This is a genomic window from Leucobacter sp. WKLB1 (genome assembly GCF_059696215.1).
Genome location: NZ_AP046115.1, coordinates 2,514,467 through 2,540,947, shown reverse-complemented (window position 1 = coordinate 2,540,947; position 26,481 = coordinate 2,514,467). Strand labels below are relative to the sequence as shown.

At 65.8% G+C, this 26,481-nt stretch carries 33 protein-coding genes; 30 read left to right on the top strand and 3 right to left on the bottom strand.

The annotated features are described in order from the left end of the window. Positions 1 to 12: 12 nt before the first annotated feature. From rplB to ACZF5Y_RS11480, 26 genes are all read left to right on the top strand, one after another. Positions 13 to 849 (top strand): 50S ribosomal protein L2, encoded by an 837-nt coding sequence (gene rplB / locus ACZF5Y_RS11605; RefSeq protein WP_053352792.1) that lies wholly within the window; start codon positions 13 to 15, stop codon positions 847 to 849. 24 nt (positions 850 to 873) lie between these two features. Continuing rightward, a complete protein-coding gene (gene rpsS, locus ACZF5Y_RS11600) occupies positions 874 to 1,155 on the top strand; it encodes a 30S ribosomal protein S19 (RefSeq protein WP_010156398.1) in 282 nt (93 codons plus the stop codon). Between the two features lie 25 nt (positions 1,156 to 1,180). After that, positions 1,181 to 1,561: a 50S ribosomal protein L22 gene (rplV, locus tag ACZF5Y_RS11595; protein WP_053352793.1), complete on the top strand. Its 381-nt coding sequence runs from the start codon at positions 1,181 to 1,183 to the stop codon at positions 1,559 to 1,561. Positions 1,562 to 1,565: 4 nt separating this feature from the next. Beyond that, on the top strand, positions 1,566 to 2,324 hold the full coding sequence (rpsC, locus tag ACZF5Y_RS11590) for a 30S ribosomal protein S3 (protein WP_053352794.1): 759 nt from the start codon (positions 1,566 to 1,568) through the stop codon (positions 2,322 to 2,324). Positions 2,325 to 2,326: 2 nt separating this feature from the next. Beyond that, positions 2,327 to 2,746, top strand: a complete 420-nt coding sequence (gene rplP / locus ACZF5Y_RS11585) for a 50S ribosomal protein L16 (protein WP_053352795.1) — start codon at positions 2,327 to 2,329, stop codon at positions 2,744 to 2,746. Then, the gene (gene rpmC, locus ACZF5Y_RS11580; protein ID WP_053352796.1) at positions 2,746 to 3,054 is read left to right on the top strand and encodes a 50S ribosomal protein L29; all 309 of its coding nucleotides are present in this window, start codon (positions 2,746 to 2,748) and stop codon (positions 3,052 to 3,054) included. The genes rplP and rpmC overlap by 1 nt, the downstream gene beginning before the upstream one ends. Positions 3,055 to 3,056: 2 nt before the next feature. Next, positions 3,057 to 3,329 (top strand): 30S ribosomal protein S17, encoded by a 273-nt coding sequence (gene rpsQ, locus ACZF5Y_RS11575; RefSeq protein WP_053352797.1) that lies wholly within the window; start codon positions 3,057 to 3,059, stop codon positions 3,327 to 3,329. Positions 3,330 to 3,361: 32 nt separating this feature from the next. Continuing rightward, positions 3,362 to 3,730, top strand: coding sequence for a 50S ribosomal protein L14 (gene rplN, locus ACZF5Y_RS11570; protein ID WP_053352798.1), 369 nt, complete (start codon positions 3,362 to 3,364; stop codon positions 3,728 to 3,730). Between the two features lie 4 nt (positions 3,731 to 3,734). Beyond that, on the top strand, positions 3,735 to 4,100 hold the full coding sequence (gene rplX / locus ACZF5Y_RS11565) for a 50S ribosomal protein L24 (protein ID WP_053352799.1): 366 nt from the start codon (positions 3,735 to 3,737) through the stop codon (positions 4,098 to 4,100). Continuing rightward, positions 4,097 to 4,666 (top strand): 50S ribosomal protein L5, encoded by a 570-nt coding sequence (gene rplE, locus ACZF5Y_RS11560; RefSeq protein ID WP_053352800.1) that lies wholly within the window; start codon positions 4,097 to 4,099, stop codon positions 4,664 to 4,666. Before rplX ends, rplE begins: the two co-directional genes overlap by 4 nt. Positions 4,667 to 4,784: 118 nt before the next feature. Next, a complete protein-coding gene (rpsH, locus tag ACZF5Y_RS11555) occupies positions 4,785 to 5,183 on the top strand; it encodes a 30S ribosomal protein S8 (RefSeq protein WP_053352801.1) in 399 nt (132 codons plus the stop codon). 6 nt (positions 5,184 to 5,189) lie between these two features. Next, on the top strand, positions 5,190 to 5,726 hold the full coding sequence (gene rplF / locus ACZF5Y_RS11550; RefSeq protein WP_053352802.1) for a 50S ribosomal protein L6: 537 nt from the start codon (positions 5,190 to 5,192) through the stop codon (positions 5,724 to 5,726). A gap of 2 nt (positions 5,727 to 5,728) precedes the next feature. Beyond that, positions 5,729 to 6,103, top strand: a complete 375-nt coding sequence (gene rplR / locus ACZF5Y_RS11545; RefSeq protein WP_053352803.1) for a 50S ribosomal protein L18 — start codon at positions 5,729 to 5,731, stop codon at positions 6,101 to 6,103. Further along, positions 6,100 to 6,807 (top strand): 30S ribosomal protein S5, encoded by a 708-nt coding sequence (rpsE, locus tag ACZF5Y_RS11540; protein ID WP_053352804.1) that lies wholly within the window; start codon positions 6,100 to 6,102, stop codon positions 6,805 to 6,807. The genes rplR and rpsE overlap by 4 nt, the downstream gene beginning before the upstream one ends. Continuing rightward, positions 6,807 to 6,995 carry a 50S ribosomal protein L30 gene (gene rpmD / locus ACZF5Y_RS11535; RefSeq protein ID WP_053352805.1) on the top strand — a complete coding sequence of 63 codons (189 nt, stop codon included), beginning with the start codon at positions 6,807 to 6,809 and terminating at the stop codon, positions 6,993 to 6,995. The genes rpsE and rpmD overlap by 1 nt, the downstream gene beginning before the upstream one ends. Beyond that, the gene (gene rplO / locus ACZF5Y_RS11530; protein WP_053352806.1) at positions 6,992 to 7,453 is read left to right on the top strand and encodes a 50S ribosomal protein L15; all 462 of its coding nucleotides are present in this window, start codon (positions 6,992 to 6,994) and stop codon (positions 7,451 to 7,453) included. Before rpmD ends, rplO begins: the two co-directional genes overlap by 4 nt. A gap of 218 nt (positions 7,454 to 7,671) precedes the next feature. Further along, positions 7,672 to 9,000, top strand: a complete 1,329-nt coding sequence (gene secY, locus ACZF5Y_RS11525) for a preprotein translocase subunit SecY (RefSeq protein ID WP_053352807.1) — start codon at positions 7,672 to 7,674, stop codon at positions 8,998 to 9,000. After that, positions 8,997 to 9,596: an adenylate kinase gene (locus ACZF5Y_RS11520; RefSeq protein ID WP_497532789.1), complete on the top strand. Its 600-nt coding sequence runs from the start codon at positions 8,997 to 8,999 to the stop codon at positions 9,594 to 9,596. Before secY ends, ACZF5Y_RS11520 begins: the two co-directional genes overlap by 4 nt. Before the next feature lie 3 nt (positions 9,597 to 9,599). Further along, positions 9,600 to 10,442 (top strand): type I methionyl aminopeptidase, encoded by an 843-nt coding sequence (gene map / locus ACZF5Y_RS11515; RefSeq protein ID WP_497532788.1) that lies wholly within the window; start codon positions 9,600 to 9,602, stop codon positions 10,440 to 10,442. A 181-nt stretch (positions 10,443 to 10,623) separates the two neighbouring features. Beyond that, positions 10,624 to 10,845, top strand: a complete 222-nt coding sequence (gene infA, locus ACZF5Y_RS11510; RefSeq protein ID WP_010156420.1) for a translation initiation factor IF-1 — start codon at positions 10,624 to 10,626, stop codon at positions 10,843 to 10,845. Between the two features lie 69 nt (positions 10,846 to 10,914). Next, positions 10,915 to 11,031, top strand: coding sequence for a 50S ribosomal protein L36 (gene rpmJ, locus ACZF5Y_RS11505; RefSeq protein ID WP_497532787.1), 117 nt, complete (start codon positions 10,915 to 10,917; stop codon positions 11,029 to 11,031). Positions 11,032 to 11,212: 181 nt separating this feature from the next. Continuing rightward, positions 11,213 to 11,581 (top strand): 30S ribosomal protein S13, encoded by a 369-nt coding sequence (gene rpsM, locus ACZF5Y_RS11500; RefSeq protein ID WP_053352810.1) that lies wholly within the window; start codon positions 11,213 to 11,215, stop codon positions 11,579 to 11,581. Between the two features lie 48 nt (positions 11,582 to 11,629). After that, complete coding sequence (rpsK, locus tag ACZF5Y_RS11495; protein WP_053352811.1) at positions 11,630 to 12,028, top strand: 30S ribosomal protein S11; 399 nt, start codon at positions 11,630 to 11,632, stop codon at positions 12,026 to 12,028. Positions 12,029 to 12,178: 150 nt separating this feature from the next. Then, positions 12,179 to 13,165: a DNA-directed RNA polymerase subunit alpha gene (locus ACZF5Y_RS11490; RefSeq protein ID WP_053352812.1), complete on the top strand. Its 987-nt coding sequence runs from the start codon at positions 12,179 to 12,181 to the stop codon at positions 13,163 to 13,165. A 45-nt stretch (positions 13,166 to 13,210) separates the two neighbouring features. Then, complete coding sequence (rplQ, locus tag ACZF5Y_RS11485) at positions 13,211 to 13,714, top strand: 50S ribosomal protein L17 (protein ID WP_053386926.1); 504 nt, start codon at positions 13,211 to 13,213, stop codon at positions 13,712 to 13,714. A 247-nt stretch (positions 13,715 to 13,961) separates the two neighbouring features. After that, a complete protein-coding gene (locus ACZF5Y_RS11480; protein WP_497532786.1) occupies positions 13,962 to 18,668 on the top strand; it encodes an ExeM/NucH family extracellular endonuclease in 4,707 nt (1,568 codons plus the stop codon). Positions 18,669 to 18,746: 78 nt separating this feature from the next. Here ACZF5Y_RS11480 and ACZF5Y_RS11475 read toward each other — a convergent pair whose 3' ends face one another. Next, on the bottom strand, positions 18,747 to 20,636 hold the full coding sequence (locus ACZF5Y_RS11475) for an acyltransferase family protein (protein ID WP_497532785.1): 1,890 nt from the start codon (positions 20,634 to 20,636) through the stop codon (positions 18,747 to 18,749). Positions 20,637 to 20,727: 91 nt separating this feature from the next. On the opposite strand from ACZF5Y_RS11475, the gene ACZF5Y_RS11470 reads away from it, so the two are divergent. From ACZF5Y_RS11470 to glmM, 4 genes are all read left to right on the top strand, one after another. Next, a complete protein-coding gene (locus ACZF5Y_RS11470) occupies positions 20,728 to 21,657 on the top strand; it encodes a tRNA pseudouridine synthase A (RefSeq protein WP_497532783.1) in 930 nt (309 codons plus the stop codon). 157 nt (positions 21,658 to 21,814) lie between these two features. After that, complete coding sequence (gene rplM / locus ACZF5Y_RS11465) at positions 21,815 to 22,261, top strand: 50S ribosomal protein L13 (RefSeq protein ID WP_053352817.1); 447 nt, start codon at positions 21,815 to 21,817, stop codon at positions 22,259 to 22,261. Between the two features lie 33 nt (positions 22,262 to 22,294). Then, complete coding sequence (gene rpsI / locus ACZF5Y_RS11460; protein WP_497532781.1) at positions 22,295 to 22,774, top strand: 30S ribosomal protein S9; 480 nt, start codon at positions 22,295 to 22,297, stop codon at positions 22,772 to 22,774. A gap of 17 nt (positions 22,775 to 22,791) precedes the next feature. Next, a complete protein-coding gene (glmM, locus tag ACZF5Y_RS11455) occupies positions 22,792 to 24,141 on the top strand; it encodes a phosphoglucosamine mutase (RefSeq protein WP_497532780.1) in 1,350 nt (449 codons plus the stop codon). Positions 24,142 to 24,207: 66 nt separating this feature from the next. Here glmM and ACZF5Y_RS11450 read toward each other — a convergent pair whose 3' ends face one another. Together ACZF5Y_RS11450 and coaA are read right to left on the bottom strand one after the other, a co-directional pair. Further along, positions 24,208 to 25,443 carry an aggregation-promoting factor C-terminal-like domain-containing protein gene (locus tag ACZF5Y_RS11450; protein WP_497532779.1) on the bottom strand — a complete coding sequence of 412 codons (1,236 nt, stop codon included), beginning with the start codon at positions 25,441 to 25,443 and terminating at the stop codon, positions 24,208 to 24,210. 30 nt (positions 25,444 to 25,473) lie between these two features. After that, complete coding sequence (gene coaA / locus ACZF5Y_RS11445; protein ID WP_497532777.1) at positions 25,474 to 26,469, bottom strand: type I pantothenate kinase; 996 nt, start codon at positions 26,467 to 26,469, stop codon at positions 25,474 to 25,476. Positions 26,470 to 26,481: the final 12 nt, after the last annotated feature.

Sequence of the window (26,481 nt, the reverse complement as noted above, 5' to 3'; positions counted from 1 at the left end):
GAGGAACACATCATGGCAATTCGCAAGTACAAGCCGACGACCCCGGGTCGTCGCGGCTCGAGCGTTGCTGATTTCGCAGAGATCACGCGCTCCACGCCCGAGAAGTCGCTGCTTCGCCCGCTCCCCAAGACCGGCGGCCGCAACAACCAGGGCCGGATCACCACCCGTCACATCGGTGGTGGCCACAAGCGTCAGTACCGCGTCATCGACTTCCGTCGTCACGACAAGGACGGCGTCGACGCCAAGGTCGCTCACATCGAGTACGACCCCAACCGCACCGCACGCATTGCACTGCTGCACTTCCAGGACGGCACGAAGCGCTACATCATCGCGCCGAACAAGCTGAAGCAGGGCGACGTCGTCGAGTCGGGTGCCGGCGCTGACATCAAGCCGGGCAACAACCTGCCGCTGAAGAACATCCCGACGGGTACCGTCATCCACGCGATCGAACTGAAGCCCGGTGGGGGAGCGAAGCTCGCTCGTTCCGCAGGCACCTCGGTTCGCCTCGTTGCGAAGGACGGCCCCTACGCTCAGCTGCGTCTCCCCTCGGGCGAGATCCGCAACGTCGATGTGCGCTGCCGCGCAACCGTCGGCGAGGTCGGCAACGCCGAGCAGTCGAACATCAACTGGGGCAAGGCCGGCCGTATGCGCTGGAAGGGCGTCCGCCCGACCGTGCGTGGTGTCGTCATGAACCCGGTGGATCACCCTCACGGTGGTGGCGAAGGCCGCACCTCGGGTGGTCGTCACCCGGTCAGCCCCTGGGGCCAGAAGGAAGGCCGTACGCGCCATCCGAACAAGGAAAGCGACAAGCTCATCGTGCGTCGCCGCAACGCTGGCAAGAAGCGTTAGTCGACAGGTAGGAGAGAGTAGAAGATGCCTCGTAGTCTCAAGAAGGGCCCCTTCGTCGATAACCACCTGTTGAACAAGGTGATTGTGCAGAACGAAGCTGGCTCCAAGAACGTGATCAAGACCTGGTCGCGCCGCTCGATGATCATCCCCGCCATGCTGGGACACACCATCGCGGTGCACGACGGTCGGAAGCACATCCCCGTGTTCGTCACGGAGACCATGGTCGGTCACAAGCTGGGCGAGTTCGCGCCCACGCGTACCTTCCGTGGACACGTGAAGGACGACAAGAAGGGCCGTCGCCGCTAAGCGGTGACGTGAAGGAGGAAGAGAAATGGTGGAGTCGATCGCACGCGTGCGTCATATCCGCGTTACCCCCCAGAAGGCCCGTCGCGTTATTGATCTGGTTCGTGGGAAGAACGCTCAGGAGGCACTCGCCATCCTGAAGTTCGCCCCGCAGGCCGCATCGGAGCCGATTTTCAAGCTGGTGGCCTCGGCGATCGCGAATGCGCGCGTCAAGGCTGACAAGGAGAATCTGCGTCTCAACGAGGACGAGCTGGTCATCGCTCGTGCCTTCGTGGACGAGGGTGCGACGCTGAAGCGTTTCCGCCCCCGTGCACAGGGACGCGCGTTCCGCATCAACAAGCGCACCAGCCACATCACGATCGTGCTGCAGTCGGCTGATGAGCTGGCTGCCGCGAAGAAGGGAGCCTAACGGTATGGGCCAGAAGATTCATCCCTACGGCTTCCGCCTCGGGATCACCACTGATCACGTGTCGCGTTGGTTCTCGGACTCGACGAAGGCCGGTCAGCGCTACGCTGACTACCTCGCCGAGGACATCAAGATCCGTCAGCACCTGACCAAGCAGCTCGATCGTGCGGGCGTTTCGCGCGTCGAGATCGAGCGCACCCGTGACCGTGTTCGCGTGGACATCCACTCGGCACGTCCCGGCATCGTCATCGGTCGCCGTGGCGCCGAGGCCGAGCGCATCCGCGCCGACCTCGAGAAGCTCACCGGCAAGCAGATCCAGCTGAACATCCTCGAGGTCAAGAACCCCGAGGCCGACGCTCAGCTCGTCGCGCAGGGCATCGCCGAGCAGCTCGCTGCTCGTGTGGCGTTCCGCCGCGCGATGCGCAAGGGTCTGCAGGGCGCTCAGCGCGCCGGCGCCAAGGGCATCCGTATCCAGGTCTCCGGCCGCCTCGGCGGCGCCGAGATGAGCCGCTCGGAGTTCTACCGTGAGGGTCGCGTGCCGCTGCACACGCTCCGCGCGAACATCGACTACGGCTTCTACGAGGCAAAGACCACCTTCGGCCGCATCGGCGTGAAGGTCTGGATCTACAAGGGTGACCTGACCAACAAGGAACTCGCTCGTGAGCAGGCGGCCCAGAAGCCGTCTCGCGACCGCGGCGACCGCCGCCGTGCGCCCCGTGGCGCACAGGCCGAGGCTGCACCTGCTGCAGCAGGAGCGGAGAAGTAAGCATGCTGATTCCCCGTCGAGTCAAGTACCGCAAGCAGCACCACCCCAGCCGCACCGGTCAGTCCAAGGGTGGCAACACCGTGGCATTCGGTGAGTTCGGCATCCAGGCGCTGACCCCCGCTTACGTGACGAACCGTCAGATCGAGTCCGCTCGTATCGCCATGACGCGTCACATCAAGCGCGGCGGCAAGGTGTGGATCAACATCTACCCGGACCGCCCCCTCACCAAGAAGCCTGCGGAAACCCGCATGGGTTCCGGTAAGGGCTCCCCGGAGTGGTGGGTTGCCAACGTCAAGCCGGGCCGCGTCCTCTTCGAGGTCGCCGGCGTCGATGAGGAGCTCGCACGTGAGGCGCTCACCCGCGCCATCCACAAGCTGCCCCTCAAGGCCCGTATCATCAAGCGCGAGGAGGGCGACGCGTAATGGCGATCGGTACCCAGGAACTGGCCATCACCGAGCTCGATAGCTTCGAGAACGAGCGACTGGCAGAGGAACTCAAGAAGGCGAAGGGCGAGCTCTTCAACCTTCGTTTCCAGTCGGCCACCGGCCAGTTGGAAAGCCACGGCCGCGTTCGCCAGGTGAAGCGCGACATTGCTCGCATCTACACCGTGCTGCGTGAGCGTGAGCTCGGCATTCGTGCCACGCCCGCTGCTGCTGCGCCCGCAAAGGCAAAGAAGAGCAGCAAGAAGACCGAGCAGGCGGATGCCGCCGCTGAGACGAAGGAGGCCTGAACATGGCTGAGGTCGAGAAGGAACAGCGCGGCTACCGTAAGGCTCGCCGCGGCTACGTCGTCAGCGACAAGATGGAGAAGACCATCGTTGTCGAGGTCGAGGATCGTGTGAAGCACCCGCTCTACGGCAAGGTGCTCCGTCGTTCGTCGAAGGTCAAGGCCCACGACGAGCAGAACACGGCCGGCATCGGCGATCTCGTGCTCATCCACGAGACCCGCCCGCTGAGCGCGACCAAGCGCTGGCGTCTGGTCGAGATCCTCGAGAAGGCGAAGTAAGCCCCCGGGCTTACTGAGTGAAGGAGTAACAAGTGATTCAGCAGGAATCCCGACTCAAGGTTGCCGACAACAGCGGCGCCAAGGAGTTGCTCACGATTCGTGTGCTCGGAGGCTCGAAGCGTCGTTACGCCGGTGTCGGCGACACGATCGTCGCGACCGTCAAGGACGCAATCCCCGGCGGCAACGTGAAGAAGGGCGACGTCGTCAAGGCGGTCGTCGTTCGCACGCGCAAGTCGACTCGTCGCGCGGATGGCTCGTACATCGCGTTCGACGAGAACGCTGCCGTCATCCTCAAGGCCGATGGGGAGCCCCGCGGCACCCGTATCTTCGGGCCGGTCGGACGTGAGCTGCGCGATAAGCGGTTCATGAAGATCGTCTCGCTCGCACCGGAGGTGATCTAGTCTTATGGGCGCAAAGATCAAGAAGGGTGACCTCGTCGAGGTCATCTCGGGCCCGTCGCAGGAACGCGGCGGCTACAAGGGCAAGCAGGGTCGCGTCATCGAGGTTCTGACCGAGACCGACCGCGTCGTGGTTGAGGGCGTCAATTTCGTCACCAAGCACGTCCGTGTCGGCCAGTCGGAGCGTGGCACCCGCGAGGGTGGCATCGAGACCGTCGAGGCCCCGATTCACGTGTCGAACGTCGCCATCGTCGACCCCGAGACGAAGAAGCCGACCCGCGTCGGGTTCCGCGTCGAGGAGATCGAGAAGGACGGCAAGAAGAAGACGGTTCGCGTGCGCTACGCGAAGTCGTCCGGGAAGGATCTCGCATGACCGAGACTGCAGCGACCAACGCTCAGCCCCGCCTGAAGCAGAAGTACCGCGCTGAGATCGTCCCCGCGCTCCGCGAGGAGTTCAACTTCGCCAACATCATGCAGGTTCCCGGGATCGTCAAGGTCGTCGTGAACACGGGTGTCGGCGAGGCTGCACGTGACAGCAAGGTGATCGAGGGCGCAATTGCCGACCTCGTGAAGATCACCGGTCAGAAGCCCATGGTCACCAAGGCTCGGAAGTCCATCGCGCAGTTCAAGCTGCGCGAGGGCCAGGCCATCGGTGCGCACGTCACGCTTCGTGGCGATCGTTCGTGGGAGTTCCTCGACCGTCTGATCAACCTCGCACTGCCCCGTATCCGCGACTTCCGTGGCCTGTCGCCGCGTCAGTTCGATGGAAACGGCAACTACACCTTCGGTTTGACCGAGCAGAGTGTGTTCCACGAGATCGATCAGGATAAGATTGATCGCGTGCGTGGGTTCGACATCACCGTCGTGACCACCGCAAAGACTGACGACGAGGGTCGTGCGCTGCTTCGCGCGCTCGGCTTCCCCTTCAAGTCGGAATAACTGAATAGTCCAAGCGGCGAGGGTGCCCGGGTTCTCCCGGGCACCCCATCCGTGTGTCACCTAGGTCGTGCGTCGGTGTACCGGCGCATGAAACCAGGCGAGAAAGAAAGAGTCACTCATGACGATGACTGATCCGGTAGCAGATATGCTCACCCGGTTGCGCAACGCAAACTCTGCGCATCATGACGACGTTTCGCTCCCCGGCTCGAAGCTGAAGGAGCGGATCGCTGAGATCCTCAAGCGCGAGGGCTACATTCAGGACTGGAAGGTTGAGCCGGCACGCGTCGGAACGACCATCACCATGTCGCTGAAGTACGGCCCGAACCGCGAGCGTTCCATCGAAGGCATCAAGCGGGTTTCCAAGCCCGGCCTTCGCGTGTACGCGGGCACCACTGAGATCCCGAGCGTGCTCGGCGGCCTCGGCATCGCGATCCTGTCCACCTCCTCGGGTCTCCTGACCGACCGCGAGGCTGAGCAGAAGGGCGTTGGCGGGGAAGTCCTCGCTTACGTGTGGTAACCCGTCATGTCACGTATTGGTAAGCTTCCCATCGCCGTTCCCGGCGGTGTCGACGTCAAGATCGATGGCCAGAAGGTCACGGTCAAGGGTTCGAAGGGCGAGCTCGCGCTTGTCGTTTCGGAGCCCATCCGCGTTGCGTTCGAAGACGGACAGGTGCTGGTCACCCGTCCCGACGACGAGCGCGATTCCCGAGCGCTGCACGGCCTGACCCGCACGCTCATCAACAACAACATCATCGGTGTCACCGAGGGCTACACCAAGCAGCTCGAGGTCGTCGGAACCGGCTACCGCGTGCAGCAGAAGGGCGCAGGCCTCGAGCTCGCGCTCGGCTTCTCCCACCCGGTGAACGTGGATGCCCCCGAGGGCATTACGCTCGCAGTCGAGGGCAACACCAAGATCACCGTCAGCGGGATCTCGAAGCAGGCTGTCGGCGAGGCCGCAGCTAACATCCGCAAGCTGAAGAAGCCGGAGCCCTATAAGGGCAAGGGCATTCGCTACGCGGGCGAGGTTGTCCGTCGCAAGGCAGGAAAGGCTGGTAAGTAACCATGGCCGCTTCAGTAACCCGGGCTAAGGGTCGGACCGCTGCGCGCGTTCGACGCCACACCCGCCTGCGTAAGAAGATCGTCGGCACGGAGGTTCGCCCCCGTCTCGTCGTGAACCGTTCCGCGCGCCACGTCTTCGTGCAGATCGTCGACGATTCGAAGGGTCTCACCCTCGCATCGGCTTCGACCATGGAAGCCGACCTGCGTTCGTTCGACGGTGACAAGACCGCCAAGGCACGCAAGGTCGGCGAACTCGTCGCCGAGCGCGCCAAGGGCGCCGGCATCGACGCGGTCGTCTTCGACCGTGGCGGTAGCAAGTACGCCGGTCGCGTCGCAGCGATCGCCGACGGCGCTCGCGAAGGGGGGCTGACCCTGTGAGCAACGAAACGAAGGAGCAGGAAGTGTCTGCAGAGGCCCAGTCTGAGACGACGGCCGCGCAGGCCCCGGCTCAGGATCACCGCAACGAGCCGCGCGAGCAGCGTCGTGGAAGCCGCGATCGTGGCACCCGCAACGAGCGCAGCGGCCGCGATCGCAACGAGAGCCAGTTCCTCGAGCGCGTCGTGACCATCAACCGCGTGTCGAAGGTCGTCAAGGGCGGCCGTCGCTTCAGCTTCACCGCGCTTGTCGTGGTGGGCGATGGCAACGGCACCGTGGGCGTCGGCTACGGCAAGGCGAAGGAAGTTCCCCTCGCGATTGCCAAGGGCGTCGAAGAAGCCAAGAAGAACTTCTTCCGCGTGCCCCGCGTCGGCAGCACCATCCCGCACCCCGTGCAGGGTGAGGCCGCGGCCGGCGTCGTGCTGCTGCGTCCCGCTGCTGCCGGTACCGGTGTTATCGCCGGTGGCCCGGTCCGCGCCGTACTCGAGTGCGCGGGCATCCACGACGTGCTGAGCAAGTCGCTCGGTTCGTCGAACACCCTGAACATCGTGCACGCGACCGTTGAGGCGCTGCAGCTGCTCGAGGAGCCCCGCTCCGTTGCAGCTCGCCGTGGCCTTGACTTCGACCGCGTCGCCCCGGCTCGCATCGTGCGCGCTGAGGCGAAGGCTGCGGCCGACGCTGCCGCGAAGGCAAAGGCAGGTGCGTAATGGCGAAGAGCCTGAAAGTTACGCAGACGAAGTCCGTCATCAGTGAGAAGCAGAACCAGCGCGACACGCTGCGCAGCCTCGGCCTCAAGAAGATCGGCCAGTCGGTCGTTCGTGAGGACACGAAGGCCAACCGCGGCTACATTCGCGCGGTCGCTCACCTGGTAGTGGTTGAGGAGATCGACGCATGAGCGAGAAGAACGAGGAGCGTGAGTCGGTGCTGAAGGCACACCACCTCCGTCCGGCTCCGGGCGCCAAGAAGGCCAAGACCCGTGTGGGTCGCGGTGAGGCGTCGAAGGGCAAGACCGCTGGCCGCGGTACCAAGGGCACCAAGGCCCGTTACCAGGTCAAGGTCGGCTTCGAGGGTGGGCAGATGCCGCTGCACATGCGCACCCCGAAGCTGCGCGGGTTCAAGAACCCGTTCCGCACCGAGTACCAGGTCGTGAACGTTGCCAAGCTCGCAGAGCTCTACCCCCAGGGTGGCGACGTGACCGTCGATGATCTGGTGGCCAAGGGCGCCGTGCGCAAGAACCAGCCCGTCAAGGTGCTGGGCGACGGCGACCTGCAGGTCAAGCTCACCGTGCAGGTCGATAAGGTCTCGAGCTCGGCTGAGCAGAAGATCGTCGCCGCCGGTGGTGCAGTGAAGTAACGATCCGTCAGGATCATGCAGTACCCCCGGGTGTAGCCCGGGACGCGGGGGCTCGGGTCGGGCGGCAGCACTGTCGCCCGACCTGACCCCCGTTTTTTGCTTGTCCGCCGCCGTCTTTCGTGACGGAGGCTTCAGGCGCACGGCCGATGCCGTGTAGTCTGGAGAAATTGGTTCTCGTCGTTAGGCGAAGCCCCTTACGACGTTCCAGGAGGCAGATTTTGTTCAGCGCCATCGGACGGATCTTCCGGACTCCCGACTTGCGCCGGAAGATCGTGTTCACACTCGCGATCGTTTCGCTGTTCCGGTTGGGGTCTTTCATCCCCGCGCCCTTCGTTGACTTCAACAACGTGCAGGCCTGCCTCGTGGCAAACCAGGCGAGCAGCGGAGGCAACGGCCTCTACGACATGATCAACCTGTTCAGCGGCGGTGCGCTGCTGCAGCTCTCGATCTTCGCGCTCGGCATCATGCCCTACATCACGGCATCGATCATCACGCAGCTGCTCCGCGTGGTCATCCCGCACTTCGAAGCGCTCCACAAGGAGGGTCAGGCGGGCCAGAGCAAGCTGACGCAGTACACGCGCTACCTCACCATCGCACTCGCGATCCTCCAGTCGACCACGCTGATCACCGTCGCGCGCTCGGGCCAGCTCTTCGGCTCGCTCGCGAACCAGGCCTGCCAGAACCTCGTGTCGCAGGAATGGTGGGCTGTCCTCATCATCATCATCACGATGACGGCCGGCACCGGTCTCATCATGTGGTTCGGCGAGCTCATCACTGAGCGCGGCATCGGTAACGGCATGTCGCTGCTGATCTTCACGTCGATCGCGGCACAGTTCCCGGGTGCCATGTGGATCATCAAGGAGTCGCGCGGCTGGGAAGTCTTCTTCATAGTTCTGGGCGTCGGCTTGCTTGTGGTGGCAGCGGTGGTCTTCGTCGAGCAGTCGCAGCGCCGCATCCCGGTGCAGTACGCGAAGCGCGTCGTGGGTCGGCGTACCTACGGGGGAAGCAGCACCTACATCCCGATCAAGGTCAACATGGCGGGTGTGATCCCCGTGATCTTCGCGTCGGCGATTCTCTACCTGCCGATGCTCATCACGCAGTTCAACCAGCCCAAGATCGGTGAAGACCCGAAGCCGTGGGTCGTCTGGATTCAGAACAACCTCGTGCTCGGCGATCAGCCGTTCTACATGCTGGTGTTCTTCCTGCTCGTCATCGGGTTCACATTCTTCTACGTGCAGATCACCTTCAACCCTGAAGAGGTCTCCGACAACATGAAGCAGTACGGCGGCTTCATTCCCGGTATCCGCGCTGGTCGTCCGACTGCCGAATACCTCAACTACGTGCTGACGCGCATTACGAGCGCTGGCTCGCTTTACCTCGGTGTCATCGCCCTGCTTCCGCTCGTTGCCCTGTCGTTCTTCGGTGCGAACCAGAACTTCCCCTTCGGCGGCTCCTCGATTCTCATCATCGTGGGCGTCGGCCTGGAGACGGTGAAGCAGATCGACGCCCAGCTGCAGCAGCGCCACTACGAAGGGCTTCTCAAGTGACTGAGACCACCACCACGCGACTGCTCATCATCGGCCCTCCGGGCGCTGGTAAGGGCACCCAGGCCGGCAAGATCGCGGAACGCTACGGAGTTCCGGCGATTTCGACCGGTGACATTTTCCGCGCGAACATCAAGGGTGGCACGGAGCTCGGCAAGCAGGTGCAGGCCATCATCGAGCAGGGCGAACTCGTTCCCGACTCGCTGACGAATGACATCGTCGCCGACCGTCTGACGCAGGCCGACGCGGCCGCAGGGTTCTTGCTCGATGGCTATCCGCGCACCGTCGATCAGGTGCATGCGCTCGACGGCATGCTCGACGGCTCCTCGCTCGATGCGGTGGTGCTGATCGAAGCCGATGTCGACGAGGTCGTTGCCCGTCTGCTCAAGCGTGCGCAGGTCGAAGGCCGTGCAGATGACACCGAAGAAGTGATTCGCCACCGGCAAGACGTCTACGCCGCGCAGACTGCGCCGCTCGTCGAACTGTTCTCAGAGCGGGGCATTCTCGTCTCCGTCGATGGAATCGGCAGCGTGAATGCCGTCGCGGAGCGTATCGCCAATGGGCTCGACGCTCAGCTCGGCGCCCGAGTCGCCTCCTAGATCGTGAGTCCGCGCGGGTTCCTGCGCCGGTCGATCTACAAGTCGCCGGCGCAACTGCGATTGATGATCGAGCCGGGGCTCGCGACGGCTGCGGCGCTGACCGCGATGCGCGAGGCGGTGCGACCCGGAATCACGACGCTCGAACTCGACGCAATCGCGGAAGCCGCAATTCGTGCTCGTGGCGGCGCGCCGAATTTCATGCTCGAGCCCGGGTACCGACACACCATTTGCGCGAACGTCAACGAGCATGTCGTGCACGCGATCCCGACCGAGCGTCCGCTCGCGGCCGGCGACATCGTGGCGCTCGACGCGGGTGCGGTGGTCGGTGGGTGGCACGGCGATGCGGCGTTCACGGCGGTGCTTCCCGACTTCGCCGACGATGCGCGCACTGTGGCGAACCAGCGCCTCAGCGAGGTGACCGAGCAAGCCATGTGGCGCGGTATCGCCCGGCTCTCCACAGCCAAGCACCTGAACGAGGTCGGGGCAGCAGTATCGACCTACGTGCGTGCGCAGAGCGACTTCGGCGTGCTTGAGGACTACATCGGGCACGGTATCGGCCGGTCAATGCACGAAGAACCCCCGGTGTTCAACGTTCCGACGCGACGCCGGGGGCCCGAAGTCAAGCCGGGGCTGGTGGTAGCGATCGAGCCCATCATCTCTGCTGGGGGCATCGAGACGGACGTCGAAGACGATGACTGGACCGTCACGATGTCCGACGGATCGATGAGCGCTCAGTGGGAGCACACGGTCGCCGTACATGAACGTGGCATCTGGGTGCTGACGGCCGAAGACGGAGGAGCCAGCGGGCTCGCTCCTCTGGGCGTGCACCCGGTACCGATTCCCTAGCCTTCACTGAACGTTTCGTTCGCCGTGCGCCCCGGCGTTCTCAGCTTTACAAAACGAGACACGCCCGGTACGCTTGATCTTTGGTGCTTTGCGCCTGTTTTTGCGTTCTCGGTTTCGAGTCGGTTGAGCAGGAGTCAAGCATTCGCATGACCAGTACACCTACGCAAGCGATAGTGAGGCTATGGCCAAGAAAGACGGCGTCATCGAGATCGAGGGACACATTGTCGAGGCTCTGCCCAACGCGATGTTCCGCGTCGAGCTGACCAACGGACACAAGGTGCTCGCTCATATCTCGGGCAAGATGCGCCAGCACTACATCCGCATCCTCCCCGAGGACCGCGTGATCGTGGAGCTGACGCCCTACGATCTGACCCGCGGCCGTATCGTCTACCGCTACAAGTAGGTCGCTGGGAAGTAACGACTCGCGGCACCCCGCGAGTACGAGGACAGCGAAATACACGAAGGAAACATCATGAAGGTCAACCCCAGCGTCAAGCCGATCTGCGATCACTGCAAGGTCATCCGTCGCCACGGGCGCGTCATGGTGATCTGCAAGGGCAACCCGCGCCACAAGCAGCGCCAGGGCTAAGTCCCGGCGATTGCGGCTGAGGATTCCTCCGAAGCCGGAACCCGCTCCCGCAGAGCACACAACTGAATCACCGATCCAGCGCATCGAAGAACCCTCCGGGTAACCGGTGGGGGACACCTCGGGACAGAGGCCCGGACCCCCGGTGCGCACCACACCTCTACAATCCGCAAGGAGAGCCAACATGGCACGTCTCGCAGGAGTAGACATCCCACGCGACAAGCGCGTTGAGATTGCACTCACCTACATCTACGGCGTTGGGCGCACCAGCGCACTGAAGACCCTCGCCGACACCGAGATCGACGGCAACATCCGCGTCAAGGATCTGTCCGACGAGCAGCTCGTCGCGCTTCGCGATTACATCGAAGCCAACTTCAAGGTTGAGGGCGATCTCCGCCGCGAGGTCACTGCTGACATCCGCCGCAAGGTTGAGATCGGCAGCTACCAGGGGCTCCGCCACCGTAAAGGCCTGCCTGTGCACGGTCAGCGCACCAAGACGAACGCTCGTACCCGCAAGGGCCCGAAGCGCACCGTCGCCGGCAAGAAGAAGTAATCGCCGGTTCGTTAGACCGACACACAGAGCTTTTCAGGAGAACACTCAATGGCTGCACCAAAGACCGCGGCTCGCAAGCCGCGTCGCAAGGATAAGAAGAACGTTGCCGTGGGCCAGGCCCACATCAAGTCGACGTTCAACAACACGATCGTTTCGATCACCGACACCACCGGTGCTGTGATCAGCTGGGCTTCCTCGGGCGGCGTGGGCTTCAAGGGCTCGCGCAAGTCGACCCCGTTCGCCGCGCAGCTTGCCGCAGAGTCGGCTGCTCGCAAGGCACAGGAGCACGGCATGAAGAAGGTTGACGTCTTCGTCAAGGGTCCGGGTTCGGGCCGCGAGACCGCGATCCGCTCGCTGCAGGCCGCCGGCCTCGAGGTGGGCTCGATCAACGACGTGACGCCGCAGACCCACAACGGCTGCCGTCCGCCGAAGCGTCGCCGCGTCTGAGTGGAACGCTGCGCCGGCTCCGGCCGGCGCAGCTGCCGCTCCCGGCGGCGATCCGCCTCTTCTCGCGCTGGCCTTCCCAGCGCTTCAGGCCACTTCACTCCCGATACCGCATGAGTCATATAGCGGACTCCAGCGAAAGGATCACACACCGTGCTGATTGCACAGCGACCCACTCTGACTGAAGAATCCATCTCCGAGTACCGTTCGCGCTTCGCCATCGAGCCGCTCGAACCTGGCTTCGGCTACACGCTCGGCAACTCGCTGCGGCGCACGCTGCTGTCGTCGATTCCCGGCGCAGCGGTCACCAGCGTTCGCTTCGAGGGCGTCGCCCACGAGTTCACGACCATTCAGGGCGTGACCGAGGACGTCACCGAGATCATCCTGAACATCAAGGATCTCGTCGTCTCGAGCGAGCATGACGAGCCCATCACCGCGTACCTGCGCAAGACGGGAGCCGGCGAGGTCACTGCTGCCGACATCTCTGCTCCCGCCGGTGTCGAGGTGCACAACCCCGAGCTCGTCATCGCGACGCTCGGTGATTCGGCGCAGTTCGAGCTCGAGCTCACCATCGAGCGCGGCCGCGGCTACGTTTCTGCAGCTCAGAACCGCAATGAGGATGCCGAGGTCGGTCGTATTCCGGTCGACTCGATCTACTCGCCCGTGCTCAAGGTGACCTACCGCGTCGAGGCGACTCGTGCCGGTGAGCGCACCGACTTCGATCGCCTGGTGGTCGATGTTGAGACGAAGCCGGCGATCGGCCCCCGCGATGCCATCGCATCGGCCGGTTCGACGCTGGTTGAGCTGTTCGGTCTCGCGCGCGAGTTGAACACCGCCGCCGAGGGCGTCGAGATCGGCCCCGCGCCGGTCGAGGTCGTCACCGAGGGCGAGCTGTCGATTCCGATCGAGGATCTCGATCTGTCGGTGCGCAGCTACAACTGCCTGAAGCGCGAGGGCATCAACACGGTGAGCGAGCTCGTGGCGCTCTCCGAGGCCCAGCTGATGAACATCCGCAACTTCGGCCAGAAGTCGGTATTCGAGGTGCGCGACAAGCTCACCGAGATGGGCCTCTCGCTGAAGGACGCAGTGCCCGGGTTCGACGGCGCGCAGTTCTACAGCTACGAAGACGACAACAACTAACGATCCGGCATCGCTGGCCTGATCGCACACTTACTGGAGTAAACAATGCCCAAGCCCAACAAGGGCCCCCGCCTCGGAGGCGGCCCCGCACACGAGCGTCTGATGCTCAACCAGCTGGCTTCGCAGCTCTTCGAGCACAAGCGCATCCAGACGACGGAGACGAAGGCCAAGCGCCTCCAGCCCGTCGCCGAGCGTCTCGTGACCTTCGCAAAGCGCGGAGACCTGCACGCACGCCGTCGCGTCATGCGTCAGATCCTCGACAAGTCGGTCGTGCACGAGCTCTTCACCGAGATCGCGCCGCTGGTCGAGAACCGCGAGGGCGGCTACACCCGCATCATCAAGACCGGTTTCCGCAAGGGCGACAATGCTCCCCTCGCAGTGATCGAGCTCGTGCTCGAGCCGGTTGCTCCGAAGCCCAAGGCGAAGAAGGCAGCCGCTGAGAAGCCGGCCGCCGAGGTCGTCGAAGAGGCTCCGGCCGAGGAGACCGCTGAGGTCACCGAAGCTGCTGAGGAGACCACCGAGGCTGCTGCCGAGGAGAAGGCCGAGTAATTCGAACCCGGTTCCGTCACGAAACCCCCGTCGCACTGCGACGGGGGTTTCGTGCGTTCGGGCACGACACGCCCGTTCACCGGCGTGCACGTGCCGTTCACCCGCAGGGCAACTGGCAGGGGCATGGACGTCACTCCCGCACCGTAGCGTCGTGATGGTCGCCTGGTCCACGGGCTGACACAAGCCGCCGGATCACGCCGGCGCCCCGGAGTCGCACGATGCGGTTCCGTCAGTCACGGAGAAACTGGTGCCCCAGAAACGATCACAACGCCTGTGCGCTGCAGCTGCCATTGCAGCTGTCGCGGCAGTACCGCTCATCGCGACCCCCGCGTACGCCGCCCCCGACGGATCAGGGGTGGTGATCAATGAGATCTATGCTGCCGGTGGCAACGGGGGAGCCGTTCTGAACGCCGACTTCGTGGAGCTCGCGAACCCCACGGAGTCGCCGATCAGTCTCGAGGGCTGGTCGCTCCAGTACCGTTCCGGGACGTCGACGAACCCGGCGTCGGGTTCGAACGTGATGCCCCTGCGCGGCTCGATTCCGGCGCAGGGTTCGTTCCTGATTACGGGAACTGTCGGTGCGAACGGCGCCGCTGTCGCCGGCGCGGATCTCGCGACGAGCCTGGCCGCGGGTGCCGGCGGTGGTCAGATCGTGTTGGCGAAGACGACGTCGCCCATCGCGGTCGGTGCCGAAGGCGATGCCACCACCGTTGCCGACTTCGTGGGCTACGGCAGCGCCACCCGGTTTGAGGGTTCCGGAGCAGCCCCGGCGCCCTCGACCATGGAAAGCATCGAACGCACGGCTACGGCCGACTCGGATGACAACGCTGCGGACTTTGTCACTGTCGCACCGTCACCCACGGGGTCGGGGCAGGAGCCCACGGTCGATCCCGAGCCTGAGGTGCCGGCCGATGTCACCCCGATCACGGAGATTCAAGGCACGGGTCCGGCGAGCCCGCTGGCCGGCCAGCAGGTGAAGACCCGCGGCATCGTGACGGCGGTGTACCCGACGGGCGGTTTCGCCGGCTACACGATTCAGACCCCGGGAACCGGTGGCGACCTCGACCCGGCAATGCACACCGCTTCGGAGGCGGTCTTCGTCTACTCGAGCGCGACGGTGGCGGAGGCCTCCGTGGGCAGCTACGTGGAAGTGACCGGTGCGGTTTCGGAGTTCAACGGACTGACCGAAATCACAGTGGCCGCGGGCGGGCTGGTGCCGATCGCGGAGGAGGTCGCACCGGTCGTGCCGGCCGCGATCCCGTTCCCGAAGACGGATGCTGAGCGCGAGGTCTTCGAGAGCATGCTCATCGCGCCGCAGGGCGCCTTCACGGTCTCTGACACGTACGACACCAACTTCTACGGTGAGATCGGCCTCGCTGCCGACAGCTCGCCGCTGCTCAACCCGACGGCCGCGGGCCTGCCGGGCAGCGAGGCGTACACGGCGGCCCAGTCGCGCAATGCCGAGATCGGCGTACTGCTCGACGACGGCGCGAGCATCAATTTCAACTCGACAGCGAACAAGGGGGTGCCGCTGCCGTATCTCTCGACCACGGCGCCTGTGCGCGTCGGTGCGCCGGTCACCTTCACCGCGCCCGTCGTGCTCGACTACCGCAACGGAGCCTGGAAGTTCCAGCCGACCACACAGCTGACGCCCGACAATGCGGCGACGGTGCAGCCGGCGACGTTCGCGAACACGCGTACGGAGCACCCGGAGAAGGTCGGCGGCGATGTGCGGCTGGCCGGCTTCAACGTGCTGAACTACTTCACGACGTTCGGCGTCGACGTTGCGGGCTGTGAGGCCTACACGGATCGCGCGGGCAACAAGATCGCCGTGAGCAAGGGCTGCGATGCGCGCGGCGCCTGGGATCAGGCGAACTTCGATCGCCAGCAGGGCAAGATCGTCGACGCGATCAACGCGCTCGACGCGAACGTGATCTCGCTCGAGGAGATTGAGAACTCGGCGCGGTTCGGGCAGGATCGCGATGCGACTCTGGCGAACCTCGTCGATGCGCTGAACGCCGATTCGGGCCTCACGGGTGGCGACTGGGAGTACGTACGATCGCCCGAGAAGCTGCCGCAGAACGAGGACGTGATTCGCACGGCCTTCATCTTCAAGAAGGATTCGATCGCGCCGGTCGACGAATCGGTGATCCTCACCGATTCGCCCGCCTTCGCGAACGCGCGCGAGCCGCTCGCGCAGCACTTCTCCGTGACGGGAACCGACACCGATTTCGTGGTCGTCGCGAACCACTTCAAGTCGAAAGGCGACAGTACCCCCGCAGCGACCGGTGACAATGCCGACTTGAAGGACGGCGTCGGCGCATTCAACGGCGATCGCACCCGCCAGTCCGAGGCACTGGTGAGCTTTGCGGCAGACCTGGAGGAGCAGGCGGGCACTGACCGCGTCTTCCTCGTGGGTGACTTCAACTCGTACGCGGGCGAACAGCCGATCCAGACGATTCTGGGGGCCGACTACGTCAGCCAGGGTGCGAAGACCGGCAAGGAGACCTACACCTACGACGGTGCGGTGGGATCCCTCGACTACATTTTCGCCTCGCCGAGTGCGGAGAAGCTCGTCACCGGAGCAGACATCTGGAACATCAACTCGGTCGAAGCCGTCGCGCTCGAGTACAGCCGCTACAACTACAACGCGCTCGACCTGTTCGCCGAGGGCCCGTATCGCTCGTCCGACCACGACCCGATCGTGGTCGGCATCTCGGCCGAGGGTGCTGCGTCGGAAACCAAGCAGCTCAACTTCCTGAATATCAACGACTTCCATGGGCGTATCGACGCCAATACGGTGAAGTTCGCGGGCACGGTCGAGGGACTGCGCGCGGATTACCCCGACAGCAGCGTGCTGCTCTCGAACGGCGACAACATCGGTGCATCGCTCTTCGCCTCATCGGTGGCGCAGGATCAGCCGACGCTCGACGTGCTGAACGCGCTGGGCGTCGCCGCGTCGTCGACCGGCAACCACGAGTTCGATCAGGGGTACGACGACCTTGACGGGCGCGTGAAGGCTGCGGCGAAGTTCCCCTACCTCGCGGCAAACGTGACGCGCGACGGCAAGCCCGCCGTGCAGGAGTACGAGATCATCGAGGTCGACGGCGTGAAGGTCGGCATTATCGGTGCGATCACGCAGGAGACTCCGGCACTGGTATCACCCGGTGGCATCGAAGGGCTGACCTTCGGTGATCCGGTCGCGGCGGTGAACCGCGTCGCGGCGCAGCTCACCGATGGCGACCCGGAGAACGGCGAGGCCGATGTGATCATCGCCGAGTATCACGAGGGCGCTGCCGGTGGCAACGCCGAGCAGTCGTCGCTCGAGCAGGAGCTCGCCGCGGGCGGCGTGTTCGAGCGCATCGTGAACGAGACGAGCGCGTCGGTCGATGTGATCTACAACGGCCACACCCACGCCGAGTACGCCTGGAACGCTCCGGTGCCCGGCGCTACCGACGGCAGCACCCGACCGGTGCTGCAGACCGGTAGCTACGGCGCGAACGTCGGCCAGGTCGTGCTCGACTACAACTCGGCGACGGGCGACACGAACGCCACCGTCACCCGCAATGTGCCGCGCGTCACCACCGATGACGCCGTCTTGGTGGCGGGATCGCCCGTGGTCGCCGAGGTCGACGGCATCGTGCGCGAGGCACTCGCGAACGCCGCTGAGATCGGCAACCAGCCGATCAGCGAGGCGACCGCCGACATCACGACGGCCTTCACCGGCGAGACGCGTGATGATCGCGGCTCGGAGTCGACGCTCGGCAATTTCGTCGCGGACGCGCTGCTCTCGAGCCTGTCGTCGTCAGACCGTGGCGGTGCCGAGATCGGCGTCGTCAACCCGGGTGGGCTCCGCGCGGAGCTCGAAGCCGGTGAGATCACCTATGCCGAGGCAAACGCGGTGCTCCCGTTCCTGAACAACCTGTGGACCACGAAGCTGACCGGCGCACAGTTCAAGACCGCGCTGGAGCAGCAGTGGCAGCGCACGGCCGAGGGCGCAGTGCCGTCCAAGCCGTACCTGCAGCTCGGCCTGTCGAAAAACGTCAGCTACACGTTCGATGAGACACGAGAAGAGGGCGACCGCATCACCGGCATCATGGTGAACGGGGCGCCGATCGATCCGGAACGCGAGTACCGAATCGGCTCCTTCAGCTTCCTGCTGCAGGGCGGCGACAACTTCCGCGAGTTCGCAAACGGAGTGGATACCAAAGACACGGGTCTCGTCGATCGCGACGCCTGGATCGAGTACCTGCGCGCGAACAGCCCGGTGTCGCCGAGCTACGACCGTCGCTCGGTGCAGATCAGTAGTTTGCCGACCGGCTCGGTCAAGCCCGGGCAGACGCTCAGCCTGCAGTTCTCGAAGCTGGATCTGACGTCGCGCGGTGTGCCCGTGAACACGCAGGTCTCGGCCTCGATCGCTGCGGACTCGGGTGCCGTTGCTCGTGCGGCTGCTGCAGCCGTCACCCCGCTCGCCACGGCTCCGGTCGTGGGTGGCGCGGCGACCCTGGAGTTCGCGATCCCGGCAGACCTCGCGGGGCCCGCAACCCTCACCATCGCCACCGATGTCAGCGGCACGACCGTGACGGTGCCGGTGCAGGTCGACGCCCCGGTCACCGGTGCGGAGGGCGGCGCCAACGGCACTGCGGGTGGTGCCGCGGATGGCGCCGCAGACGGTGCAGGAGCCGCTGCCGACGGAGCATCGGGTGCGGGTGGCGCGGCCGAGGGCACCGGATCGGCGGCCGGTGCGGGCACGAGCGGAGCCGCGGGCGCGAACGCCGCGAATGCGACTGAAGGTTCGCAGGCGTCGGGCTCGGGGGCTTCGGGTTCGTCTGCGAACGGATCGCTGGCGTCGACCGGTGGCATGAGCCCCTGGTTCGCTGCGGCAGGCGCAGCCGCGCTGCTGGCGCTCGGCGGTGCCGTGCTCGTCGCACGTCGCGCGCGCGTGGAGCGCTGACGGCCGGGTGATCCTCACCTGAGCCACCGGCTCGGTTCGGCCCCGCACCTCGTTCGAGGGTGCGGGGCCGAACTCGTCTCACCGGCGGGGGAGCCCGTACCCGATGCCCTCGCCGGGGCGCTGCAGATCGTCGAGTGCCTGCTGCACGCACGCCGCGTAGAGCTCGCCCCCACTGGGGTTGGGGTGAATACCATCACCCGCGAGGGCCGAGCTGGGAGCGCGAGAGATGGAACCGTTCCAGTCGGCGACGACGACGCCGCGATGGGCATCGGCGTACTCGGCGAGTGCTGCGTTGACGCCGGGAATCCAATCTCGATCGGCATGGGCGTTCACGAGCACGAGCGGGCGCCCCTGCGCGCTCGCGCGGAGCGCATCGAGTTCGGCGGTGTCGACCGGACCGTTGGTGCCAAGGCCCACGACGAGCACCTGCCTGAGCTCGCCGTCCGACGCCAGGCGCTCGGAGAGCTCGACGCCGACGCCCATGCCGCGTGAGACCTCCGCGTCAACCGAGATGCCGGGGAAGTGCGCCTCGAGTTCGGGCAGGCTCGCGAGCATCACGGAGTCGCCGATCGCGTTCACCTCCGAACCGGTCGGTGTCGCGGGGGTTTCGGGTGCACTCGCCGCGGCATCGTCCTGCGGAGCGGGGGTCGAAGGCGGCGGCGGCGTTGCGTCTGCGGAATTCTGCACCGCTCGGCCCCGGTCGACCGCGGCGGCTCCCGAACTCACCTTCGGCGCCGTGGCCACCGCCACGCCCGCGGCCGGCACCGTGGTGATGAGGACGACCCCGAGCGCGATCGACACGGTGCGACGGCGCGCGGTGTGATGCGCGGGGCGGAAGAGCATCGCCAGTGATCGGCGCAGCCCGAATCTCCGCACGGGCTCTTCCACGAAGCGGTACGAGAGTGCGGCTGCCGCGACGGTTGCGGCGAGGGTGCACCCCGCGATCCACCATGGCGACACCGCACCGAGCCACGCGGTGATGATGAGCAGCAGCGGCCAGTGCCACAAATAGATGCCGTACGAGCGCTCGCCGATCCAGCGCAGTGGGCGCGCGTCGAGAGCGGTGCCCGCCCAGGCGCCCGGGCGTGACACCGCCCACACGGTGACGAGCGCGGCAATGGTCGCCAGCTGGAAGCCGCCCGCGAAGCTCTCCGCGCCCGCTTCAGAGACCGTCAACGCGAGCCAGCCGAGCGTGGCGAGGCCGGCGCACGTGAGCGCGACGAGCCCGAGCTGCGCGACGCGACTGAGCGAGTCCGAAGCCGCGCTCATGGCGCCGGGCGCAGACGCTTTCGGCGCGGTAAGCGCCGCGAGTGCGGCGCCCAGCAGCAGTCCGAACGTGTGCGTGTCCGACCCGAAATACACGCGCGTCGCGTCGGCTCCGGTCGCGGCGAAAACGGCCATGAGCAGGGCCGACGCGAGTCCGAGCAGCAGGAGCGGAAGCGCGCGCAACCATCGGCTGCGCAACCTCACCAGCACGAGCAGCAGGAGCGGAAGCACCAGGTAGAACTGCTCCTCGATCGAGAGCGACCAGGTATTGCGGAAGAGTTCGGGAGTGTCCGCTGAGAAGTAGTCGGCGCCCGCCGAAATCGACGTCCAATTGCTGACGAACAGTGCGGCGCCGACGATTTGACGTCCGATGCCGACGAGCAGGTCGCGCCCGACGAGCAGCGCCAGCGCGGTGCAGGTCACCAGCACGAGGCCGAGAGCCGGCAGGAGACGCCGAGCGCGCCGACGCCAGAACGAGCCGAGCCGCATCCTGCCGCTGGTGCGGTGTTCGCGCAGCAGCAGGGTCGTGATCAAGAAGCCGCTGATCGCGAAGAAGACGTCGACGCCCAGAAAGCCACCTGGCAGTGCGGACGGGAACAGGTGGTAGCCGAACACCAGGCAGACCGCGATCGCACGGAGACCGTCGAGGCCGCCGAGATGGAACGGGCGCGCGGTGGGAGGGGCTGTCTGCGGCGGAGTCATAAGCGAAGGATCGGGCGCGCCGGCGCGCGCCTCGGCCATCCAGTGTACGCACGCGACACGAGTGCGCGCTGCGTCTGGCAGGATCATGGGTATGCCCGATGCCGATCAGACTCGCCTGCGCCTCGACCTGGCGTACGACGGCACGGACTTCGCCGGGTGGGCGATGCAGCCCGGGCTGCGCACGGTGCAGGGCGAGATCGAAGCGGCGATCGCCCGGTTGCTGCGCGTCGATGCACCCGACTTCGTCCGGCTGACGGTGGGCGGCCGCACCGACGCCGGCGTGCACGCACGCGGCCAGGTCGCGCATGTGGATGTGACCGCTGCGCACCTCGAAAAGTGGGCGTCGCGGCGGCGCCCGGGTGATCCGGCACCGAGCGAGACCGAACTGATGCACGTGCGTGCGCGCAAGCTCACCGGGGTACTGAAACGCACAGCACCCGACGTGGTCATCCACACAGTACGGGCGGTGCCCGCGGAGTTCGACGCCCGGTTCGGGGCGCTGCGTCGCCGATACGAGTACCGTCTGCGGGGTGAGGGGATGCGGCAGGATCCGCTCACCTCCCGATTCACCGCGCAGATTCCGAGGGCGCTCGATCTCGACCTGATGCAGCGCGCCGCCGACGAGTTGCTCGGGCTCAATGATTTCACGACCTTCTGCAAGGCGCGCGAGGGGGCGACAGCGGTGCGTGACCTGCTTCGCTTCGACTGGCGTATCACCGATGACGGCGCGTATGCGGCCCGTATCGAGGCAGACGCGTTCTGCCATTCGATGGTGCGCGCGCTGGTTGGTTCCGTGGTCGCCGTCGGCAGTGGACGCCTCGCGCTCGATGACCTGCGAGAGCTCCGAGATGCGCGAGCGCGCACGAGCCGTTTCACGGTGATGCCGGCGCTGGGTCTCTCCCTGGAGGAGATCGCCTACCCGGCCGACGACGCACTCGCCGAGCGCGCCGCAGCGACCCGTGCGCGCCGCGAACCACTGGCGAGCGCCGATGCACGAGAGTCGGCGCCGACGCCGCACTGATTCGGGGGGAGTCGCCGCGCGATCCTGTGCTAAGCTCGTTCCTTGGTGCGCAAGCACCCGATTTGTTGAGCCCTCCATCCGCGCGAGCACCCGTCAGGGACCACGCACCGGAGCGGGATTCACGAACTCCTCCAATTCGACAGAAAGCAGCACTCAAGTGACTCGCACGTATTCACCGAAGGCCGCAGAGCAGAAGCACGACTGGCTGATCATCGACGCCACCGACGTGGTGCTCGGCCGTCTCGCTTCGCACGCAGCAGCTCTGCTCCGCGGCAAGCACAAGACCACGTTCGCCCCCCACATGGACATGGGCGACTACGTCATCATCATCAACGCCGACAAGGTCGTGCTGACGGGCAACAAGGCTGCGAACAAGCGCGCCTACCGCCACTCGGGCTACCCGGGCGGTCTCCGCTCGGTCAGCTACACCGAGCTGCTCGACAAGAACGCCGACCGTGCAGTGGAGAAGGCCATTCGCGGCATGCTCCCCAAGAACTCGCTCGGAGCCGATCTGTTCCGCAAGCTGAAGGTGTACAAGGGTGCCGAGCACCCGCACGCTGCTCAGCAGCCCACCCCCTACACCTTCGGCCAGGTCGCGCAGTAATCGCGCCCCGAAACCTCAGAGAGAGAATTCACAGTGACTGAAGAGCAGACCGTGGCCCCCGAGAGCTACACCACCGAGACGCCGGCCGGCCAGGCCACCGTCGCGACCCCGCGCCCCGCGCTCACCGTTTCGGGTGCAGCCGTCGGCCGCCGCAAGCAGGCCATCGCTCGCGTGCGCCTCGTTCCCGGTGCCGGCACCATGACCGTCAACGGTCGCGAGCTCGCCGAGTACTTCCCGAACAAGCTGCACCAGCAGCTCATCACCGATCCGTTCACCGCACTCGAGCTGGGCGGCTCGTACGACGTGATCGCCCGCATCGTCGGCGGCGGCCCCTCGGGCCAGGCCGGTGCACTGCGTCTCGCGATCGCCCGTGCGCTCAACGAGATCGACGCCGAGCACAACCGCCCGACGCTGAAGAAGGCCGGCTTCCTGAGCCGCGACGCTCGCATCAAGGAGCGCAAGAAGGCCGGTCTCAAGAAGGCGCGCAAGGCGCCTCAGTACTCGAAGCGCTAATCCGGAGCTTCCTGCACATGGGACGCCTGTTTGGCACCGATGGGGTTCGAGGGCTGGCTGGGGTCGATGTGACCGCCGAGCTGGCCCTCAGCCTCGCACGCGCTGCGGCTCTCGTTCTCGGGCGTTCTGCCCGGAGCGAGAGCCGTCGTGCTGTCGCCGTCGTTGCACGCGATCCGCGTGTCTCCGGTGAGTTCATCGCGGCCGCCGTTTCGGCCGGCCTCGCCTCAGCCGGGGTCGACGTGCTCGACGCCGGGGTGATCCCGACGCCGGCCGCGGCGTACCTCGTAGCCGACACCGGAGCCGATTTCGGTGTCATGGTCTCGGCCTCGCACAACGCGGCCCCCGATAACGGCATCAAGTTCTTCGCCGAGGGCGGGCGCAAGCTCCCCGACGACGTGGAAGATCAGATCGAAGCCGCGATCGACGGGGCGACCGTCGCCGTCACCGGCCGCGAAGTCGGCCGCATTCGCCGATTCGCCGATGCCGAAGACCGCTATCTGGTGCACCTCTTGGGCACGCTCGAGGGCCTGCGGCTCGACGGCATTCACGTGGTGCTCGACTGCGCGCACGGCGCCGCAGCCGGCATTTCTCCCGACGTCTTCACCGACGCGGGCGCGAAGGTCACCGTGATCGGCAACGATCCCGACGGCTTCAACATTAATGACGGCGTCGGATCGACGTATCTCGAACCGCTGCGCGCTGCCGTACTCGAGCACGGCGCAGATCTCGGCATCGCCCACGACGGCGACGCAGATCGCTGCCTCGCAGTCGATGCTGCCGGCGAGGTCGTGGACGGCGACAAGATCATGGCGATCCTGGCGCTGTCGATGGCACGTCGTGGCAAGCTCGAGCGCAACACGCTCGTCGCCACGGTCATGTCGAACCTGGGGCTCAAGCTCGCGATGGCCGACAACGGCATCGATGTGGTCGAAACCGGCGTGGGCGACCGCTACGTGCTCGAAGCCATCAATGCCGAGGGCTACTCGCTCGGCGGGGAGCAGTCGGGTCACGTCATCATGAGCGATCATGCGACGACGGGCGATGGCATTCTCACGGGTCTGCACATCGCCGCCGAGATCGTGCGCAGCGGGCAGACGCTGGCCGAGCTCGCGCAGTGCATGACGGTGTACCCGCAGGTGCTCGTCAACGTGCGCGGCGTCGACCGTACCGGTGTGCACGGCGATGAAGTGCTGCAGCAGGCCGTCACTCAAGCCGAGATCGCGCTCGCGGGCAAGGGGCGAGTGCTGCTGCGCCCCTCCGGCACCGAGCCGGTCGTGCGCGTGATGGTCGAGGCCGAGCACGAGGAGCAGGCCCAGCGTCTCGCCGACGACCTTGCACAGGTCGTGCTGGAGCGTCTCGCCGTCTGAATCGCTTCCGTATGCCGGAGCGCCCGGACCCGCCAGGTGCGGGCCCGGGCGCTCCGGCGTTTCGGCTCAGTACCAGTGCGGGTCGCGCGCTTGCCAGGTGTTCCACGCATTGCACGGGGTGCCGTAGACCGACTGGATGTACGCGAGACCCCAGTCGACCTGGGTGTTTCCGTTCGTCAGCCAATCTGCCCCGGCAGTCGCCATCTTCTCTGCGGGCAGCGATTGGGGAATTCCGTAGGCGCCGCTCCACGGGTTCAGCGCGTCAGCGCGCCAGTCGGACTCGCCCGTCCAGAGCGAGACGAGGCAGGAGAACTGGTCATCGCCCCACCCATACGCGGGCAGCACCGAACGGGCGTGCGCCTGAGCACCGGCGGGATCCACCACGACAGAACCGCCGCCAGAGCCACCAGAACCCGAACCGCTGGAGCCGGATCCGCCGGAGTCGCCCCCGCCGCCGCTCGAACCGCCACCCGTGCCGTCATTCTCCTGCTGCTCCTGCTGTTGCCGCGCGGCCTCCTCGCGCGCACGCTCCTGTGCGGCGGCCTGCTCGGCGACCTGCACGCCGATCTGATAGCGCCGCTCGACATCGGTAGTAGTGCCGCGCAGTGACGCCAACTGGGCGTACATCGTGTCGGTGCGTTCGTCGGCGAGGGCGACCGCCTGCTGCGCCGTGTGCGCTGCCGCTGCGGCGTCGGCGGCAGCAGCATCTGCGGCCTGAGAGAGGCGCTCGCGTTCAGCGGCAGCGTCGGCGGCCTGCTCGTTCAACGAGGCGGCAGTATTCACCTGAGATTCTGCACGTTCTGCGATGCCGTTCCAGGTGCCCGACACCTGAGTCGCCATCCCGATCTTCGCCATGAAGTCTTCGGGGTCCTGCGCATCAGCGAGCGCGCTGGCACTCGCAAGCCCCGTACCGTTCGTGTAGAGCCACGACACCATGCGTCCGAGTGCCTCATCGTTGTCGGCGAACTCGTGCTCGGAGTCGGCGATTTGCTGCTGCAACGACGCCTCCTTCGCCTGTGCGAGCTGCAGGTCGTGGTTCGCCGCTCTGGCGACCGCAGTGGCATCCGCAGCAGCCGCGGTCGCCGTACTGGCCTCATCTTGCGCACGCTGGAGCGCGCGCTGCAGCCGTGCATACTCGGCCTGGGAATCGCTCTCGGATTGCTTCGCCGCCTGCACGTCTTCCCAGGTCGGGTAGTCATCGGTGCTCTGCTCCACCGCGAGGGCCGGAAGCGTGCCGGTGACGACGATCGCGGCCGCGAGTGCGGCTGCCGCGATGTGGCGGAAGAGACGGGTGCGACGCATGGAGCCCAGGGTAGACCTTCAGGCTGAGGTCTACACCTTTCTCAGCAGCACCTTCTGCACCCGGTGGTCCGATTCCTTGCGGAGCACGAGGCTGGCGCGAGCGCGTGTCGGTCGGATGTTCGCGACGAGATTCGGTTCATTGATGTTGTTCCAGAATTCATCAGCCACCGCGACTGCGGCGTCGTCATCGATCGAGGCGAAGCGTTTGAAGTGCGAGCTCGGGTTCGCGAATGCGCTTTCGCGCAGCTGCAAGAAGCGATGCCGGTACCAGCGTTGGATGTCTGCCGTGCGCGCGTCGACATAGACGGAGAAATCGAAGAGGTCGCTGACGGCAAGCGGATGATCCATCGACGCGGGCTGCAGCACGTTGAGGCCCTCGACGATGAGAATGTCGGGGCGGCGCACAATGGTGAACTCGTCGGGCACGATGTCGTAGACGAGATGGCTGTAGTGCGGTGCGCGGACCTCGGCGACGCCGGCCTTGACCTGGGAGACGAATCGCAGGAGTGCTCGGCGGTCATAGGATTCGGGGAAGCCCTTGCGATGCGCAATTCCGCGCCGCTCGAGCTCGGCATTGGGGTAAAGAAACCCATCGGTGGTAATCAGTTCGACCTGCGGTGTCTCGGGCCAACGGGCGAGCAGATCTCGCAGGATGCGTGCGACGGTCGACTTGCCAACGGCGACCGAACCGGCGATGCCGATCACAAACGGACTCGGCTGCTCATCCGCGCGCTGCAAGAACCCACGGGTGCGCTGATGCATTTCACGAGCGGCGATTGCGTACTGGTTGATGAGCCGGCTGAGCGGCCGGTACACCTGTGAAACCTCCGCGAGGTCGAGTGGCTCTCCGAGGCCTCGGAACGCCGCGATCTCACCTTCCGTCAGCGGCATCGGCGTCTCACCGGCGAGCCTCGCCCACTCGTCTCGATCGATCTCGGTGAACGGGGAGGTGAACTCGGGTCTCACCAGTGCGTGGGTGTCGGTCGAGACGTCGCCGCCACGGGGAGTCAGGGTGTTCTTGGTCATCGTGCATCAATG

Bases quoted from the DNA above. Each gene is read 5' to 3' on its own strand.
- rpsM (WP_053352810.1), top strand. From the start codon at position 11,213: ATGGCACGTCTCGCAGGAGTAGACATCCCACGCGACAAGCGCGTTGAG.
- ACZF5Y_RS11450 (WP_497532779.1), bottom strand. From the start codon at position 25,443: ATGCGTCGCACCCGTCTCTTCCGCCACATCGCGGCAGCCGCACTCGCG.
- coaA (WP_497532777.1), bottom strand. From the start codon at position 26,469: ATGACCAAGAACACCCTGACTCCCCGTGGCGGCGACGTCTCGACCGAC.
- rplQ (WP_053386926.1), top strand. From the start codon at position 13,211: ATGCCCAAGCCCAACAAGGGCCCCCGCCTCGGAGGCGGCCCCGCACAC.
- rplO (WP_053352806.1), top strand. From the start codon at position 6,992: ATGAGCGAGAAGAACGAGGAGCGTGAGTCGGTGCTGAAGGCACACCAC.
- rpsS (WP_010156398.1), top strand. From the start codon at position 874: ATGCCTCGTAGTCTCAAGAAGGGCCCCTTCGTCGATAACCACCTGTTG.
- rplX (WP_053352799.1), top strand. From the start codon at position 3,735: ATGGGCGCAAAGATCAAGAAGGGTGACCTCGTCGAGGTCATCTCGGGC.
- infA (WP_010156420.1), top strand. From the start codon at position 10,624: ATGGCCAAGAAAGACGGCGTCATCGAGATCGAGGGACACATTGTCGAG.
- rplP (WP_053352795.1), top strand. From the start codon at position 2,327: ATGCTGATTCCCCGTCGAGTCAAGTACCGCAAGCAGCACCACCCCAGC.
- rpsQ (WP_053352797.1), top strand. From the start codon at position 3,057: ATGGCTGAGGTCGAGAAGGAACAGCGCGGCTACCGTAAGGCTCGCCGC.
- rpsC (WP_053352794.1), top strand. From the start codon at position 1,566: ATGGGCCAGAAGATTCATCCCTACGGCTTCCGCCTCGGGATCACCACT.
- rplF (WP_053352802.1), top strand. From the start codon at position 5,190: ATGTCACGTATTGGTAAGCTTCCCATCGCCGTTCCCGGCGGTGTCGAC.
- rpmJ (WP_497532787.1), top strand. From the start codon at position 10,915: ATGAAGGTCAACCCCAGCGTCAAGCCGATCTGCGATCACTGCAAGGTC.
- rpsK (WP_053352811.1), top strand. From the start codon at position 11,630: ATGGCTGCACCAAAGACCGCGGCTCGCAAGCCGCGTCGCAAGGATAAG.
- rplV (WP_053352793.1), top strand. From the start codon at position 1,181: ATGGTGGAGTCGATCGCACGCGTGCGTCATATCCGCGTTACCCCCCAG.
- rplE (WP_053352800.1), top strand. From the start codon at position 4,097: ATGACCGAGACTGCAGCGACCAACGCTCAGCCCCGCCTGAAGCAGAAG.
- rplR (WP_053352803.1), top strand. From the start codon at position 5,729: ATGGCCGCTTCAGTAACCCGGGCTAAGGGTCGGACCGCTGCGCGCGTT.
- rplB (WP_053352792.1), top strand. From the start codon at position 13: ATGGCAATTCGCAAGTACAAGCCGACGACCCCGGGTCGTCGCGGCTCG.
- rpsH (WP_053352801.1), top strand. From the start codon at position 4,785: ATGACGATGACTGATCCGGTAGCAGATATGCTCACCCGGTTGCGCAAC.
- rpmC (WP_053352796.1), top strand. From the start codon at position 2,746: ATGGCGATCGGTACCCAGGAACTGGCCATCACCGAGCTCGATAGCTTC.
- rpmD (WP_053352805.1), top strand. From the start codon at position 6,807: ATGGCGAAGAGCCTGAAAGTTACGCAGACGAAGTCCGTCATCAGTGAG.
- ACZF5Y_RS11475 (WP_497532785.1), bottom strand. From the start codon at position 20,636: ATGACTCCGCCGCAGACAGCCCCTCCCACCGCGCGCCCGTTCCATCTC.
- glmM (WP_497532780.1), top strand. From the start codon at position 22,792: ATGGGACGCCTGTTTGGCACCGATGGGGTTCGAGGGCTGGCTGGGGTC.
- ACZF5Y_RS11470 (WP_497532783.1), top strand. From the start codon at position 20,728: ATGCCCGATGCCGATCAGACTCGCCTGCGCCTCGACCTGGCGTACGAC.